This is a genomic window from Planotetraspora silvatica, assembly GCF_016863315.1.
Taxonomy (GTDB): Bacteria; Actinomycetota; Actinomycetes; order Streptosporangiales; family Streptosporangiaceae; genus Planotetraspora; species Planotetraspora silvatica.
Map to the genome: position 1 here is coordinate 1 of NZ_BOOQ01000067.1, position 15,068 is coordinate 15,068.

Annotated in this window: 15 protein-coding genes; 3 read left to right on the forward strand and 12 right to left on the reverse strand. The window is 68.6% G+C overall.

All coding sequences use genetic code 11. From position 1 onward, the window contains the following. Nucleotides 1-97 precede the first annotated feature (97 nt). Nucleotides 98-640, forward strand: coding sequence for a GNAT family N-acetyltransferase (locus Psi02_RS38265; RefSeq protein ID WP_203980825.1), 543 nt, complete (start codon nucleotides 98-100; stop codon nucleotides 638-640). Nucleotides 641-987: 347 nt separating this feature from the next. Here the strand turns inward: Psi02_RS38265 and purE are convergent, their stop codons facing one another. The 3 genes from purE to Psi02_RS38280 form a co-directional block, all read right to left on the reverse strand. Further along, nucleotides 988-1,530, reverse strand: a complete 543-nt coding sequence (gene purE / locus Psi02_RS38270; RefSeq protein WP_203980826.1) for a 5-(carboxyamino)imidazole ribonucleotide mutase — start codon at nucleotides 1,528-1,530, stop codon at nucleotides 988-990. Continuing rightward, on the reverse strand, nucleotides 1,523-2,761 hold the full coding sequence (locus Psi02_RS38275; protein ID WP_275415339.1) for a 5-(carboxyamino)imidazole ribonucleotide synthase: 1,239 nt from the start codon (nucleotides 2,759-2,761) through the stop codon (nucleotides 1,523-1,525). The genes purE and Psi02_RS38275 overlap by 8 nt, the downstream gene beginning before the upstream one ends. Nucleotides 2,762-2,848: 87 nt before the next feature. Then, the gene (locus Psi02_RS38280) at nucleotides 2,849-3,817 is read right to left on the reverse strand and encodes a DUF8094 domain-containing protein (protein WP_203980827.1); all 969 of its coding nucleotides are present in this window, start codon (nucleotides 3,815-3,817) and stop codon (nucleotides 2,849-2,851) included. 240 nt (nucleotides 3,818-4,057) lie between these two features. Here Psi02_RS38280 and Psi02_RS38285 point away from each other — a divergent pair, with 240 nt between their 5' ends. Further along, nucleotides 4,058-4,546: a GtrA family protein gene (locus Psi02_RS38285; RefSeq protein WP_203980828.1), complete on the forward strand. Its 489-nt coding sequence runs from the start codon at nucleotides 4,058-4,060 to the stop codon at nucleotides 4,544-4,546. On the opposite strand, the gene Psi02_RS38290 is transcribed toward Psi02_RS38285, so the two are convergent. The 8 genes from Psi02_RS38290 to Psi02_RS38325 form a co-directional block, all read right to left on the reverse strand. Beyond that, nucleotides 4,519-5,787, reverse strand: a complete 1,269-nt coding sequence (locus tag Psi02_RS38290) for an ATP-binding protein (RefSeq protein ID WP_203980829.1) — start codon at nucleotides 5,785-5,787, stop codon at nucleotides 4,519-4,521. The two genes, Psi02_RS38285 and Psi02_RS38290, sit on opposite strands and share 28 nt — an antisense overlap. Nucleotides 5,788-5,823: 36 nt before the next feature. Then, nucleotides 5,824-6,492, reverse strand: coding sequence for a response regulator transcription factor (locus Psi02_RS38295; protein WP_030451323.1), 669 nt, complete (start codon nucleotides 6,490-6,492; stop codon nucleotides 5,824-5,826). Nucleotides 6,493-6,781: 289 nt separating this feature from the next. Then, nucleotides 6,782-7,267, reverse strand: a complete 486-nt coding sequence (bfr, locus tag Psi02_RS38300) for a bacterioferritin (protein ID WP_203980830.1) — start codon at nucleotides 7,265-7,267, stop codon at nucleotides 6,782-6,784. Nucleotides 7,268-7,280: 13 nt separating this feature from the next. Further along, a complete protein-coding gene (locus Psi02_RS38305) occupies nucleotides 7,281-7,460 on the reverse strand; it encodes a (2Fe-2S)-binding protein (protein WP_203980831.1) in 180 nt (59 codons plus the stop codon). An 89-nt stretch (nucleotides 7,461-7,549) separates the two neighbouring features. Next, nucleotides 7,550-8,650, reverse strand: coding sequence for an S-(hydroxymethyl)mycothiol dehydrogenase (locus tag Psi02_RS38310; protein WP_203980832.1), 1,101 nt, complete (start codon nucleotides 8,648-8,650; stop codon nucleotides 7,550-7,552). A gap of 50 nt (nucleotides 8,651-8,700) precedes the next feature. Further along, complete coding sequence (locus Psi02_RS38315; RefSeq protein WP_203980833.1) at nucleotides 8,701-9,696, reverse strand: adenylate/guanylate cyclase domain-containing protein; 996 nt, start codon at nucleotides 9,694-9,696, stop codon at nucleotides 8,701-8,703. Between the two features lie 68 nt (nucleotides 9,697-9,764). Next, nucleotides 9,765-10,277: a PH domain-containing protein gene (locus Psi02_RS38320; protein WP_203958493.1), complete on the reverse strand. Its 513-nt coding sequence runs from the start codon at nucleotides 10,275-10,277 to the stop codon at nucleotides 9,765-9,767. Between the two features lie 57 nt (nucleotides 10,278-10,334). After that, a complete protein-coding gene (locus Psi02_RS38325) occupies nucleotides 10,335-11,162 on the reverse strand; it encodes a biotin--[acetyl-CoA-carboxylase] ligase (protein WP_203980834.1) in 828 nt (275 codons plus the stop codon). 198 nt (nucleotides 11,163-11,360) lie between these two features. On the opposite strand from Psi02_RS38325, the gene fdhD reads away from it, so the two are divergent. Next, nucleotides 11,361-12,221 (forward strand): formate dehydrogenase accessory sulfurtransferase FdhD, encoded by an 861-nt coding sequence (fdhD, locus tag Psi02_RS38330; RefSeq protein ID WP_203980849.1) that lies wholly within the window; start codon nucleotides 11,361-11,363, stop codon nucleotides 12,219-12,221. Between the two features lie 182 nt (nucleotides 12,222-12,403). Here the strand turns inward: fdhD and Psi02_RS38335 are convergent, their stop codons facing one another. After that, nucleotides 12,404-15,040, reverse strand: a complete 2,637-nt coding sequence (locus Psi02_RS38335) for a phosphoenolpyruvate carboxylase (protein WP_203980835.1) — start codon at nucleotides 15,038-15,040, stop codon at nucleotides 12,404-12,406. Nucleotides 15,041-15,068: the final 28 nt, after the last annotated feature.

Genomic DNA, 15,068 nt, shown 5'->3' on the forward strand with positions numbered 1-15,068 from the left:
TTAGAGGTCCTAACGCAATGCGCGTCGGAGGCGTCGCCGGCAGAGGGGAGTTCTTATTGGTTTGCCGCAGGCCAGCCCGGTCGGATAGGAAGCCTGCATGCTAACGGGCAGCAAGGTCGGGCTGAGGGCCCGGCACGAGGACGACATCCCGGTCCTGCGGACCGAGCTCTACGACGACGTGGTGAACTCCTCGCGGGCCGAAGGCCGGCCGTGGCGGCCGATCACGCCAGGTTCGGAGGACTCGCGGCTCGTAGTGGACGACAAGGAGCAGGGGCGCGTCCCGTTCTCCGTGGTGGAGCTGGACGGCGGCACGCTGGTCGGCACCGCGACGCTGTGGGGCATCGACGATCACAATCGGTCCGCGCACATCGGGTTGGCGCTGCTGCCGTCCTCGCGCGGCAAGGGCTACGGCACCGACGCGGTCGCGGTGCTGTGCCACTACGGTTTCGTCGTGCGCGGCCTGCAGCGGCTGCAGATTGAGACGCTATCGGACAACGCCGCGATGCTGCGTTCCGCCGAGCGCAACGGGTTCGTCCGCGAGGGCGTGTTGCGCTCCTCGGCCTGGGTGATGGGCGAGTTCCTCGATGAGGTGCTGCTCGGGCTCCTCGTCCAGGATTGGAAGCCGGACTCGAAGAGCTAGGCTGCCGCCTGACGGTCAAGGGCGGGCCGCGGAGCCGATATGAACGGCCGAGGGCCAGGACGGCTCATTGCGTTGGGACCTCTTAGGCCACCGCCCGTATGGTCGGGTCGCCCCCGGCCCGGCCGATGGGACCGACAAGCTGGGGCGGGCACAACACCCGCCCCATCCGCCCATCCAGCGCCGAGGAAGGCTGCCTGGGACACACCCGGACACCCGGTCCCGGTTGTCCCCTCTCCAGAACAACCCCGGGACCAGAACACCCGGTCCCTGAACACCCCGGGCCCCGAACATCCCGGTCCCTGAACACCCCGGGACCAGAACATCCCGGGACCAGAACATCCTCGATGTCAGCGCATCTTGGCCGCTTCGGCGCGCAGCCTCTCCCCCTTGGCGTGGGCTTGATCCCGCAGTGCCACCTGGAAGTCCTCCATGCGGGTCCGCAACCCGTCGTCCGACGCGGCGAGGATCCGTACCGCGAGCAGCCCCGCGTTGCGCGCGCCCCCGATGGCCACGGTCGCCACGGGAACCCCGGCAGGCATCTGCACGATCGACAGGAGGGAGTCCATGCCGTCCAGATACTTGAGCGGCACGGGAACGCCGATGACGGGCAGAGGCGTGACCGAGGCGAGCATTCCGGGCAGGTGCGCCGCTCCCCCGGCTCCGGCGATGATCACCTTGAGCCCGCGGGAAGCCGCGTGTGTGCCGTACTCGATCATTTCGGCGGGCATCCGGTGGGCCGAGACGACATCGGCCTCGAAGGGCACGCCGAACTCCGCGAGAGCCTCGGCCGCCAGCTTCATCACAGGCCAGTCCGAATCGCTTCCCATGACGATCCCCACCGTGGGCCGGGACGCGTCAGCGGCCTCATCAGCGGAGCGGGGGTCAGTCATCGGCCGGTCCTTTCAAGCAGTCGGCGGCGTGCCACGCCCGGGCACGCACCTCGGCCAGGTCGGTGCCGAGGGCGGTCACGTGCCCGATCTTGCGGCCGGGCCGTACGTCCTTGCCGTAGAAGTGAATCTTGATTCCGGGGTCGTGGGCCAGCACGTGCTCGTACCGGGAGAAGATGTTCGGGTCGGACCCGCCCAGCAGGTTGACCATGACCACGACCGGCGCGGTGAGCGACGGCGAGCCCAGCGGCAGGTTGAGCACGGCCCGCAGGTGCTGCTCGAACTGGGACGTCCTGGCGCCCTCGATCGTCCAGTGACCGCTGTTGTGCGGTCGCATCGCGAGCTCGTTGACGACCAGGCCCGACTCGGTGGAGAACATCTCGACCGCGAGCAGGCCGGTGACGCCCAGTTCCTGGGCGATCTTCAGGGCGATGTGCTGTGCGGCTGCGGCGTCCTCTTCACCCAGGCCCGGAGCCGGAGCGATGACCTCGACGCAGATGCCGTCCTTCTGCACGGTCTCCACGACCGGATAGCTGACCCCCTGCCCGTGCGGGGATCGGGCGACAAGCACGGCCAGCTCCCGCTCGAACGGCACGAAGGCCTCGGCGAGCAGCGCCACACCCGATTCCAGGGGCTCTCGGGCCTCTTCGGCGGAAGCGCAGACCCACACGCCCCTGCCGTCATATCCGCCGCGGACCGCCTTCAGGACCACCGGCCATCCGTGCTCCTGAGCGAATGCCTCGACGTCCGCGGCCTCGGAAACGTGCGCCCACGCCGGGCACGGCACGCCGATCGCGGTCAGCCGCTCACGCATGACCGCCTTGTCCTGGGCGTGCACGAGCGCGTCGGCCCCCGGGTGTACGGCGAAGCCTTCGCCGAGGAGCGCCCGGATGTGCTCGGTCGGCACGTGTTCATGGTCGAACGTGACGGCGTCGCACCCCTTGGCGAACTCCCGCAGGTCCGCGAGATCGCGATAGTCCCCCAGTCGCGTGTCGACGATGACCTTGGCGGCGCTCTCGTCGCGCGAGTTGGCCAGCACTCGCAACTCGATGCCGAGCGCGATCGCGGCCTGCTGGGTCATCCGGGCGAGCTGACCCGCGCCCACCATGCCGACGACGGGGCCGTCCGGACCTCCGACGGGGACGACCGCTTTACCAGTCGTGGCGCCGGCGGGACGCGGAGCAGCGGCGGGATCGGCCTCGCGGCCTGACGGGGGAACGTTTGGGCTGTTCACGACATGTCAGCCTACCGATTCCCCACCTGTACGGCTCCCGCGCCCCGATCACAACGCATGCCCCGGCGGGCGGACGATCTACTCCGGCTACTCCGAGGTGGCGCCGGGGGTGATGTCCGCCAGAGACCGGCGCATGGCGACCGTGGTCATCTCGTTGTCCTTGGACACCTCGGTGGCGAGCATCACCAGTTCGGTCCCGGTGATCGCGGCCGGATCACTCTTCCCTGTGTAGGCGCGCACGTCCGCGTCGCCGTACCGGGGATGGGCGAGCGAGGAGCGCCCGGAGCCGGGTCGCTGGGCGTAGACGACTCTGAGCGCGTGGAACACCAGGGCGCCGCCGTCGGCCAGGACCAGCGCGTACGCCTGGCCTTCCAGCTGGACGTCGACCGACAGCCGATCGGGGCGGACCTTGGCCGGCGCCCGGAGCAGCTCGGGAAGAAGGTCTCGCATCCGATCTCCGGATGAGAACTTCACGCCGCTGACTCCGGCAGGATCGGTCAGGAAGGCGACGTACCGGGTCGGCACGAGCCTCGCCTGTACGGCGATTTCGGGATTGTCATCGGCCGACTTGCTGTCCACATCGAACTTCGGCGTCTTGTGGAGGACGGGGATCGGACCGGCTCCCAGCCGCCACCGCCCTTCGGCCTGGACGAAGACGAAGAAGGTCGGATCGGGGTCGTGGGCCAGCGCGACGAACCACGCGCCCCCCTCGTCGTCACTCGCTCCGGCGCCCGGAAGCAGATACTCGACATCGCCGTACTTCCCGAGGTCGAGGCCCGTGCCCCCGTCCTTCGCGGCCTCACAGGCGTGTCCGGCGAGCGCACCCTCCGCCCAGGTCGTCAAGGACGTGACCTTGGCGCAGTCGTGTCCCTTCCATGCCTCCTTGAGCTCGGTGAGCGTGGCGAAGGCGCCTTCGGCGTCGGCCTTCGTGGCCGCGACGGCGGTAGCCCCGTCGGAATCGCCGCCGCGGGAGCCGGACGCCTGACCGAAGGTCTCGTTTCCACAACCCGCGAGCACGATGAGCGCGAAACTGAGGGCCGTGATTCTGCGTAGCACGGTGGGGGCCACCTCTCCAGAACACGCAGATTCCAGAACAAAGTGATCCTGCTCGGGCGAGAGCGTAGTGTGTGCCGCCCCCGCGTATGGCTTATAGATGGATATTTTCTGAAATGTTCTAACCAGCGGCAGGGAAACACCAGGTGACGAACACGCGCAGGTAGGGAGCATCCCCCACGGGGGACCTATACCGGTAGCCTGGGATGACCTCGCCGCCGACCAGGAAGGACCGTGCGGGACGTGCAGTTTCTCCGACGTGCCTACGAGCGGTTCGCCACGCTCCTGCACGAACTGCTCAAGTTCGGCATCGTTGGCGCCGTCGCCTTCGTCATCGACTTCTTCGGAAGCAACTTCTTCCGCTTCGGCCTCGGTCTCGGCCCGCTGACCTCCAAGGTCCTCGCCACGATCATCGCGGCCACCTTCGCCTACCTGGGCAACCGCTACTGGACCTACCGGCACCGGGAGCAGAGCGGGCTCGCCCGGGAGTACGTGCTGTTCTTCGTGCTCAACGGGATCGGACTGCTGCCCCCCCTGATCGTGATCGGCTTCGTGACCTACACCCTGGGACTGCACGGCCTGGTGGCCTACAACATCGCCCAGATCATCGGAACGGTCATCGGCACGCTGTTCCGATTCTGGTCGTACAAGAAGTGGGTCTTCCTGGCGGCTCCGGTCCAGCCTTCGGTCGAGGACATCGCGCCTCAGGCGGGACCGCTCACCACCCGGTGACGTCCGTGGTCGCGGGCATGCCTTAAGAAGATCGCGAAGGTCGCCGGCCGGGGCTTGACCAGCTCGAGACGTCCGCCGTCGGCGGCGACCAGAGCCCTCGCCAGGGTCAGGCCCAGCCCGGTTCCCCCGCCCCCGCTGACGCTTCGCTCGAATACCTTGGGTCCGAGATTGTCCGGGATGCCCAGACCCTCGTCGGCCACCTCGATCACGACCGACATCCCCGTACTCGACGTGTTGATCGTCAGCGACCCGTCACCGTGCTTGAGGGAGTTCTCCATCAAGGTGGACAGCACCTGGCTCAGGCCACCCGTGGTCCCGAGGGCGCTGAGCCCGCGGTCCCCCGCGAGCACGAGCGAACGCTGCGCCCGCCGGAACGCGGGTTCCCACTCGGTGATCTGCTGCTCGACGACGTCGTCCACGTCGATCGGCGCCGCCTGCGCGTGTCGCTGGCGGCGAGCCGCGGCGAGGAGCTCGTCGATGACCGCCGTGAGCCGCTCGACCTGCACGATCGCGGCCTCACCCTCTTCACGGACGATCGCGGGCTCGCCCGCGGCGCCGACGATCTCCTCCAAGCGCATCGTCAGCCCGGTGAGCGGCGTGCGCAGCTGATGGGAAGCGTCCGTGGCGAAATCGCGCTCTCTTGAGAGCAGATCGGAGATCCGCAGCGCACTGCGGTCGAGAACCTCCGCGACCAGGTCGAGTTCCGGAACGCCGTAGCGGTGCCGGCTGGGCCGCGCGTCGCCCGACCCCAGCCGCTCCGCGATCTTGGTCAGTTCTTGGAGCGGCAGGGTCAGGCGGCGCGACGTCACGGAGGCGAGCCCTACGGCCGCCCCGACTGCGATGATCGCGAGTGCGATCGTGAGCACCAGCCTCGCGTGAATGTCCTGTTCGATCTGGGCCGAGTCTCGGCCGATCCGGACGTAACCGTTCTCGGAACGGGCCTCCTCGGTCATCTCACGGCCGGCCGGTGGCGGCGTACCGACCACCAGCAGCGGGTTGCCCCGGACGAACACCTGTATGTACCGGTCCGGGTAGTTCTTCCCCAACCGGTTGGGATCGATCGTCTGGTCCTGGCTGACGGAATACTCCACCCCGATGAGTAACCGATTGGCTTCGGCTCTCAACTCCCGGGCGGCCTCATCGTTGATCAACCGGACGACGACCACGGCGAGCGGCACGCCTAACAGCAGGACGGCGATGACCGCAACGAGCAGCATCGAGGAGAGCAGGCGCCGGCGCACGTGCTAGCTCCTCCCCAACGAACCCGCCACGCGGGCCTACTCGCGCTCGAAACGGAAGCCGACCCCTCGGACGGTCGTGATGTACCGAGGTTTGGCGGCGTCGTCCCCCAATTTCCGACGCAACCATGAGATGTGCATGTCGAGTGTCTTCGTGGACCCCCACCAGTTGGTGTCCCACACCTCGCGCATGATCTGCTCGCGGGTGACGACCTTCCCGGCGTCCCGTACGAGCACGCGGAGCAGGTCGAACTCCTTGGTGGTCAGGTGTAGTTCCTTGTCTCCCATCCAGGCCCGGCGCGAGTCGGCGTCGATGCGGACGCCCTGCACCACCGGGGTCTCGGAGGTTCCGCGCCGGAGCAGTGCCCGCACACGGGCGAGCAGTTCGGCGAGGCGGAACGGCTTGGTCACGTAGTCGTCGGCCCCGGCATCGAGACCGACAACGGTGTCGACTTCGTCGACACGGGCGGTGAGGATCAGCACCGGAGTGCCGTGTCCCTCCGCTCTGATGCGGCGAGCAACCTCGAGCCCGTCCATCTCTGGCAGGCCAAGGTCGAGAACTATCAGGTCGACGCCCCCCGACAGGGCCCTTTCGAGGGCCTGCGGGCCATCCGGGCTCACCTCTACCTGATAGCCCTCCCGGCGCAACGCGCGCGCCAGCGGCTCGGATATCGAGGTGTCATCCTCGGCGAGAAGTACGCAGGTCATGGAGCGATCGTAGGACCTTAGGCGATCGTTTCCCGGCTACAGCGCGCAGTTTGACTTGTCGTTGACCCATCAATTGACCTGGGCAAACACTGATAAATCTGGGATAGTCAACACGCAAGGGCCGCAACGATCCGGGCATGGCCCCGCTATCCGGTCCCGATGCGCGGCACTTCCGCCTCAGCCGTATGACAGACAAACAACGCCCGCCGGAGAGGATCCGGCGGGCGTTGCTTGACGCGCTGGGGCGGAAAGCGACCGGCGTCGAGTACGGCCGGGCCCCCGTGATGCCTCAGGAGGAGGGTGACGGAGGCTCGGCGTAACGCGCCAGATAGAGCTTCTCGCCCAGGCTCTCGATGAGACCGAGCTCGGTCTCCAGGTAGTCGATGTGGTGCTCCTCGTCGGCCAGGATCGTCTCGAAGATGTTCGCCGACGTGACGTCGCCCCGTTCACGCATCAGCGCGATCCCGGGACGGAGCCGCTCCACCACGCCGATCTCGAGCTCGAGGTCGGCCTGGATCTGCTCCCTGACGGTCTGCCCGATGTGAAGCGTGTTGAGCTTCTGGTAGTTCGGCAGCCCTTCCAGGAAGAGGATGCGGTCGGTCAGCACCTCGGCGTGCCGCATCTCATCGATGGACTCGTGCCGGGTGAAGGCGGCGAGCTTCGTGTACCCCCAGTGCTCCTGCATCTTGCCGTGCAGGAAGTACTGGTTGATGGCCGTGAGCTCGGAGGTGAGCTGCTCGTTGAGCAGCGCGATGATCTCCCTGTCGCCCTGCATGACGCCTCTCGATCTATGCGGTGGTGACGAGGTCCTCAGACCGTTTCAGGATCGCACAGATCTTTCGAACGCATGACGCGCAGTCACCTCCGGCGCCCGTCGTGTCTCTGACCTGCTTCGCACTCGTCGCACCTGCGGCGATGCACTCATGGACCTCGTTTTCGGTCACGGCGCGGCAGATGCAGACGTACACGGCGATGCGAAGCCTTCCGGGGAACGGGGCGTAAGGTTAGGCATGCCTAAGGTAACCCACGCCGGTAAGGCTTGCCTATGTGATACCAATCACACCGCTGCCGCCGGGAACTCGACCACGGACCGGAGCACCTCACCGCGTTCCATCTTGGCGAAGGCGTCCTCGACCTGGTCGATCGAGATCGTCTCCGACACGAAGCCCTCCAGGTTGAGCCTGCCCTGGAGATAGAGGCCGATCAGCATCGGGAAGTCCCTGCTCGGCAGGCAGTCGCCGTACCACGAGGACTTGAGCGAGCCACCGCGCCCGAAGACGTCCAGGAGGGGCAGTTCGAGCTGCATCTCGGGGGTGGGAACGCCGACGAGGACGACGGTCCCCGCGAGGTCCCTGGCGTAGAAGGCCTGCTTGTAGGTCTCCGGGCGGCCGACCGCCTCGATCACGACGTCGGCTCCGTTGCCGCCGGTGAGCTCACGGATCGCCTCGACCGGATCGGTCGTGCGGGAGTTGACCGTGTGCGTGGCGCCGAACCCGCGGGCCCATTCGAGCTTCTGGTCGTCGACGTCGACCGCGATGATGGTGCCCGCTCCCGCGACGCTCGATCCGAGGATCGCGGCGTCGCCCACCCCGCCGCAGCCGATGACCGCGACGGAGTCTCCCCGGGTCACGCCGCCGGTGTTGATCGCCGCCCCGAGCCCGGCCATCACGCCGCAGCCGAGCAGGCCGGCGACGGCGGGCCTGGCCGCCGGGTCGACCTTCGTGCACTGTCCCGCCGCGACCAGCGTCTTCTCCACGAACGCCCCGATGCCCAGCGCCGGGCTCAGGACGGTGCCGTCCGCCAACGTCATCTTCTGCGTGGCGTTGTGGGTGTTGAAGCAGTACCAGGGACGGCCGCGCAGGCAGGCCCGGCATTCACCGCACACCGCGCGCCAGTTGAGGATCACATAGTCGCCCGGCGCGACGTCCGTGACGCCCGCGCCGACGGCCTCCACGACCCCGGCCGCCTCGTGGCCGAGCAGAAACGGGAAGTCGTCGTTGATGCCACCCTCGCGGTAGTGGAGGTCCGTGTGGCAGACGCCGCAGGCCTGCACGTTCACCACGGCCTCACCGGGTCCCGGGTCGGGCACGTGGATGGTCTCCAGCGTCACCGGCTTGCCCTTGCCCCGTGCCACCACGCCCTGCACCTCGTACGGCATGCGTACCTCACCCTTCAGTTTTCGGCCCGTGAGCCCCATTCGTATCTTGCTTAGTCTCCTTGTCCCGCTCGCCGGAGTACATAGGGCTGGACAACCCCGAGGCCGCGCACGGGTCTGCGACGGATCTTCAGCAGCTCGACGCCGGGCACGTCGCCGAGCGTCCCCTCCATGCCGTCGTCGACGACGATCGTCCCTGGCCTGGCGAGCGACGTGAGGCGGGCCGCCAGATTCACCGTCGTGCCGAAGACGTCGCCCATCATGGGCAGCACCGGGCCCCAGGCCAGGCCGATCCGCAGGTCCGGCCCCTTCTCGTCGAGCTTCATCTCGTCGAGGAGGTCGAGGGCGATGAGTGCGGCCGCCCTCGGCTCGTCGGCGGTGAACAGCACCTCGTCACCGAGGGTCTTCACCAGCCGGCCGCCGTGGGAGGCGATGACGTCGGAGGCCCGTACCTCGAAGCCCTCGAGCAGGTCGGCCAGGGCCATCTCGTCGAGTTGCCGGGAGACCCTGGTGAACGCCACCAGGTCCGCGAAGCCGACGGCCAGCGTCAGGCGCGACGGCAACGCGTCGTCGCCCACGGACGGCGAGATCAGGCGGCTGACCACGGCGGCCAGCTGGGAACGCCAGACGTGGACCAGTGTCTGCTCGAAGTCGGGCAGCAGGGCGCGCGCCGTCTCCATCACGCGGACGAGATCGGCGTCGCTGGGCGGGACCTGCGGGTCCAGCGTCCCGATCATGATCTCGGCCTGCCACTGGGCCAGCCTGGACGTGGTGCGGCCGAGCGCCCTGGCCATCCGGATGACGGTCTGCTCGTCGAGAACGCCCGAGTCGATCAGGCTCCGGATCCGCCGCAGCGCGCCGAGGTCGGCGTCGGTGAAGGCCACCGCGTCATCGGCGAGCGAGGCGAAGCCCAGCGCCCGCCAGACGCGTCCCGCCAGTTCCTGCGGGACGTCCGCCGCCTCGGCGATCTGGCGGCGCGTGTAGGTGGGCGCCGGCCCGAGGAACAGGCGCTGGACATCGTCGGCGCTAGGCCGTCCTCCGGTCTCCACGTCTCCCCCAAGCCGTCGTAGACCATCGCCCTCGGGCCGTCACACCGGCGTCCGAGACCGCCGTCGCCTCACTTGCCGTCGATGTTCCCGTCGGAGGCGTCCTCCACCAGCCGGAACAGCTCCTGCCGTACCGTCTGGATCTTGGGAATGTCCTTGTAGTCGATCTCCCCCTTCTCGGAGGCCGACTCGACGCGCAAGGTGCCACATCCCAGGATGCGCTCAAGGAAGCGCTGGTCCGAACTGACGCTGTTCACCTTGGCCAGCGGGATGTCGTCGTCGGCCTTGTTCAGGATGCCGGTGCTGATCGCGAAACGGTGCGACGTGAGCGTGTAGGAGGTCGTCTTCCACTTCAGGTAGGGGAAGAACGACCACCAGGTCAGCAGCACGACGGCGACCACCGCGACGGCGATCCGTGCGATACCCGAGTACTCGAAGTCACTCGGGATGAAGTAGATCGCGACGCTCGAAACCGCCACGACGAGAATGAGAGCGAGGAACGGCACGATCAGCCGCTTCCAGTGAGGATGGAACGAGTGAACGACCCGCTCCCCCTCGGTCAGATAGTGATCCGCGAGACCCATGGCGCAAATCGTGACACGTTCGCCCTGGGTTTGCATGTCCACTCGCCAATGGTTCGCTCACGCGCCTTCGACTCGCCGCACATGGACGACGTCACCGGCGCTGAGCGAGTGTTCCTTGCCCTTCGAGCGAACCAGAAGATAGCCCGCCTGGTCCACCCCGACGGCCTGCCCGACCAGCACCCGCTCCCCGGGGAGCTCCACCCGCACCTCCTGCCCGATCGTGCCCGAGCAGGCGAGATACGCCGCCCGCAGCCCGCAGGCGTCGGCGTCGCCGTCCGCGTCGACCCACTGCCGGTAGTGCGTCTCGATCTCCCGGAGGATCTCCCTGAGCAGCGGGTCGCGGTCGGCGTGGACCGCCTTTTCGATCGTGAGCGAGGTGGCCCGGTCGACCGGCAACTCCTGGGGCCTCGTTGACACGTTGAGGCCCATTCCCACGATCACAGCGCTGTCCACACGCTCGGCGAGGATCCCCGCGAGCTTGCGCTCGCCGACGAGCAGATCGTTCGGCCACTTCAGCCTGACGTCCACCCCCGCGATCCGCCGTACGGCCGATCCGGCCGCGACCGCCACCAGAAGGGAGAGCCAGCCCTGCCGGGCCGGCGGCACCTCCGGGCGCAGGAGGATGGAGAACGTGAGCCCGGACCGCGGCGGCGCGGCCCACACACGCCCGAGGCGGCCACGCCCGGCGAACTGGGACTCCGCGACGAGCACGGCTCCCTCACGGGTCCCCTCGCGTACGGCTTTGGCCAAGTCGGCGTTGGTGGATCCCGTCCGCTCGACGACGGTGACAGCCGACCACAACGATCCTGGACGCACCAGAGCATGCTGGAGCGCCGCTTCGGACAGTGGCGGCCGGTCGAGATCGGCATAAGGCGAGTCCGGCACATCCCCAGGTTAACGGGCCGCGCTCCGGAGATCCGCCGGGTCCACCACCCCGGCGTAATGTGTGCGGCATGAACCCGACTCTCGCCGTGATCATGCACAGATTCGGGAAAATACCCTCCGACCAGCCCGAACTCGTTTCGTGATCATGCACAAGTTCTCAAAGTGCCCCTCCGAGCAGCGAAGAAGCGATTCGTGACCATGCAAACGGACGAGAGCCGTACGAACCGACCTGGACCCGTCACCCGGATCCGCGTGCGCGAGGTCACCGGCACCGCCGTACGCGACCGTCGTGACGACCTCGCCACCGAGGAACCCCTGGAGATCCGGCTGCTCGCGGGTGGCGAGAGCCGTACGGTGGCGATCACGATGCGCACGCCCGGCGCGGACTTCGAGCTCGCGGCGGGATTCCTGCACGGCGAGGGGATCATCGGGCCGGGCGACATCTCGGCGATCGGTTACTGCACCGACGAGGACCTCACGCCGGAGGAGCGCTACAACACTGTCACCGTGCGGCTCCGCACATCGACGATGCCTGACATTTCCGCACTTGAGCGCCATTTCCTGACGTCGAGTGCGTGCGGAGTCTGTGGGAGCGCCAGCCTCGACGCACTGCGAGACCGCTGCTCACCGCTCGACGCCGGCACGAAGATCGAGGTCTCCCCCGAGATCCTGTACGGCCTGCCGTCGATGTTGCGCAAGGCCCAAGGGGTGTTCGGCAGGACCGGCGGCCTGCACGCGGCGGGCCTGTTCACACCCGACGGGACGCTGATCGCGGCCCGGGAGGACGTGGGGCGCCACAACGCGGTCGACAAGCTGGTGGGGTGGTCGCTCACGACGGACAGGCTGCCGCTCGACCAGCATGTCCTTCTGGTCAGCGGGCGCGCGAGCTACGAGATCATGCAGAAGGCGCTCGCGGCGGGCGTCCAGATCGTCTGTGCGGTCTCGGCGCCGTCGTCGCTGGCCGTGGATCTGGGACGGGACTTCGGCATGACCCTGGTCGGATTCCTTCGCGACGAACGGTTCAACATCTACTCCGGTACGGAGCGGATCACGACCTGATCGCATGATCACGAATGACATCGGGCCAGGTCAGCGGGCATCTTCACGAATTCGCGCATGATCACGCCGGATGTCCGCCCAGGCCGGACGGACATCCACGAACCTGTGCATGATCACCACAAGTGTTGGGGCAGGCCAGAGGGCCTGTTCACGAACCTGTGCATGATCACCACAAAACAAGGTCAGCCGGTGTTCTGGAGGCCGGCGGCCACTCCGTTGACGCTCAACAGCAGGAGGGTCGACAGGCGTTCCCGCTCGTCCTCGGACAGGTCTCCGTCGGCTCGCAGCGCCGACAGCGCCCGCAACTGCAGGTGGCTGAGGGCGTCCACATAGGGGTCGCGGAGCTGGACGGCCCTCGACAGCACCCGCCGGTTCTCCAGCAGCCGGGTGTGGCCGGTGACCTCCAGCACGAGTCTCCGGGTCAGGTCGTACTCGCCGAGGACCTGCTCGACGAAGTCGTTGCGGCCTCCGAGGGCGAGATAACGCGAGGCGATCGCCCGGTCGGTCTTGGCCAGCGACATCTCCGCGTTGTCGAGCAGGGAGGCGAACAGGGGCCATTCCTGGTACGCCGACCGGAGCTCGTCCGGCCCGTCCTCGGACACGACGGCGTTCAGGCCGCTGCCCAGGCCGTACCAGCCGGGCAGGTTGACCCGGGTCTGGGCCCAGGCGAACACCCACGGGATGGCCCGCAGGTCGTCGAGCGACCGCGGGGCGCCGAGGCCCCGGCGGGCGGGACGGGAGCCGAGCCGGAGCGAACCGATCTCCTCCAGCGGGCTGACCAGGGCGAACCACTCCGGGAAGCCCGAGGCCTCGGTCAGCGACCGGTACGCCGCCTCCGACGCGCGGGCGACCTTCTCCGCCAGCGCGCGGAACTTCGCCGCCGCGGCGGCGTTGCTCGACTCGACAGCGGTCGTCGAGGCCAGCAGCACCGCGTTGGTCACCTGCTCGATGTGCCGCCTGGCGATCGCCGTGTGCCCGTACCGGGCGAAGATGACCTCGCCCTGCTCGGTGACCTTGAACCGGCCGGCCACCGACCCGGGCGCCTGGGCGAGCACGGCGCGGTTGGCCGGGCCGCCGCCTCGGCCCAGGGCCCCGCCTCTGCCGTGGAAGAGCGTCAGCCGCACGTCGTTGGCGGCGGCCCAGGCGGTGAGCGCGGCCTGGGCGTCGTAGAGGCGCAGGGTCGCGGCGGCGGGGCCGAGTTCCTTGGCCGAGTCCGAATAGCCCAGCATGACCTCGATGCGTCGCCCGTTGTCGGCGAGCCGCCTGCGCACGGGTTCGAGCGACACCATGCCGTCGAGGACGGCGGTGGAGTTGTCCAGGTCTTCGCCCGACTCGAACAACGGCACGACGTCCAGCACCGGGGTGCGGTCGCCGAGAGCATGCGCGGCCAGTTCGTGGACGGCGGCGATGTCGTCGGCCGACCGGGTGAACGACACGACGTACCGGGGGCACGCGGTCACACCGAAGCGCTCCTGGATCCAGCCGATGACCCTGATCGTGGCCAGGACCTCTTCGGTGCGCTCGGAGAGCTTGCCCGAGGCGATCTCCTTCAGCGCCGCCGCGTGGACCTCCGAGTGCTGGCGCACCTCCAGCTCGGCGAGGTGGAACCCGAAGGTCTCCACCTGCCAGATCAGGTGCTGCAGTTCGCCGAAGGCCTGCCGTACGGCGCCGCCTTGACGAAGGGACTCCTGCGCCAGCCGGAGCGCGGCGAGCAACTCGGACGGCGACCGGTAGGCGAGGTCCAGGTCGCGGCGGCGGGTGGCCGCGATCCGCGCGGCGACGAAGACCAGCCACTGCCGGTGCGGCTCCTGCGGCGAGCGGGTGGCCGCCTCCGACACGATCTCGGGATAGTCGTCCTCGGCCTGCGACAACGCGGAGCGGAGCGCCGCCGAGGGCGGCGTGTAGAGGTCCGAGGCGGTCAGCGTCCGCCCGATCCGGGTCGCGGCGTTCTCCAGCGCGATGAGCACGTGCTCGGCCTGGATGAGGACGGCCTCGCGGGTCACCTTGGCGGTCACGTTCGGGTTGCCGTCGCGGTCGCCGCCGATCCAGCTCCCGTAGTGGATGAACGGCCTGGCGAGCGGCTCGCGCGTCCCCGTGCCCGGGGCCAGGGCCGCGTCGAGCGACCGGTAGATCTGCGGCACCGTGCGGAACAGGGTCTCGTCGAAGGCGGCCATCGCCGTACGGACCTCGTCGAGCGGGTCCAGCTTCGTGGACCGCAGCTGCGACGTCCGCCACAGGATGTCGATCTCCTCGAGCAGGCGCCGGTTGGCCTCCTCCCGCTCCCCCGCCCCGACGCCCGGCGCGTTGTACCGGTCGAGCTCGGTGCTGATCCGCTGGATCGCGGTCACCACCGCGCGCCTGCGGGCCTCGGTGGGATGGGCCGTCAGCACCGGGCGGAACTCCAGGCCCTCGAGCAGCTCGGTCAGCCGGTCGTCGCCGCGCAGTTCCTGTACGGCTTCCGCCAGCGACTCGCGCAACGGGACGTCGTCCCTGTCGCGCTGCCGCAGGATGCGGATGCGGTAGTGCTCCTCCGCCAGGTTGGCCAGATGGAAGTAGCAGGTGAACGCCCGGGCGATGTGGACGGCCCGCTCGATCGGCCACTCGGCGACCATGGCGGCCACCTCGTCGGCGGTGGTCTCACGGCGGCGCGCGGCGATGACGGCTTTGCGCAGCCGCTCGACGTCGGCGAGGAGGCCGGGACCGCCGTGCTCGGCGATCACCTGGCCTAGGAGTCCGCCGAGGAGGCGAACGTCGGCGCGGAGCTCGTCCGGCATCTCCGCGACGGCGTTGTGGCGTTCGGCAGGGGCGATGGCGGCCATGCTTGGAAGGCTAGCGAATAGGGACTGA

Coding starts and splice junctions, on each gene's coding strand:
- Psi02_RS38320 (WP_203958493.1), bottom strand. CDS start 10,277: ATGGGTCTCGCGGATCACTATCTGACCGAGGGGGAGCGGGTCGTTCAC.
- Psi02_RS38335 (WP_203980835.1), bottom strand. CDS start 15,040: ATGGCCGCCATCGCCCCTGCCGAACGCCACAACGCCGTCGCGGAGATG.
- Psi02_RS38295 (WP_030451323.1), bottom strand. CDS start 6,492: ATGACCTGCGTACTTCTCGCCGAGGATGACACCTCGATATCCGAGCCG.
- bfr (WP_203980830.1), bottom strand. CDS start 7,267: ATGCAGGGCGACAGGGAGATCATCGCGCTGCTCAACGAGCAGCTCACC.
- fdhD (WP_203980849.1), top strand. CDS start 11,361: ATGCAAACGGACGAGAGCCGTACGAACCGACCTGGACCCGTCACCCGG.
- purE (WP_203980826.1), bottom strand. CDS start 1,530: ATGACTGACCCCCGCTCCGCTGATGAGGCCGCTGACGCGTCCCGGCCC.
- Psi02_RS38310 (WP_203980832.1), bottom strand. CDS start 8,650: ATGCCGTACGAGGTGCAGGGCGTGGTGGCACGGGGCAAGGGCAAGCCG.
- Psi02_RS38265 (WP_203980825.1), top strand. CDS start 98: ATGCTAACGGGCAGCAAGGTCGGGCTGAGGGCCCGGCACGAGGACGAC.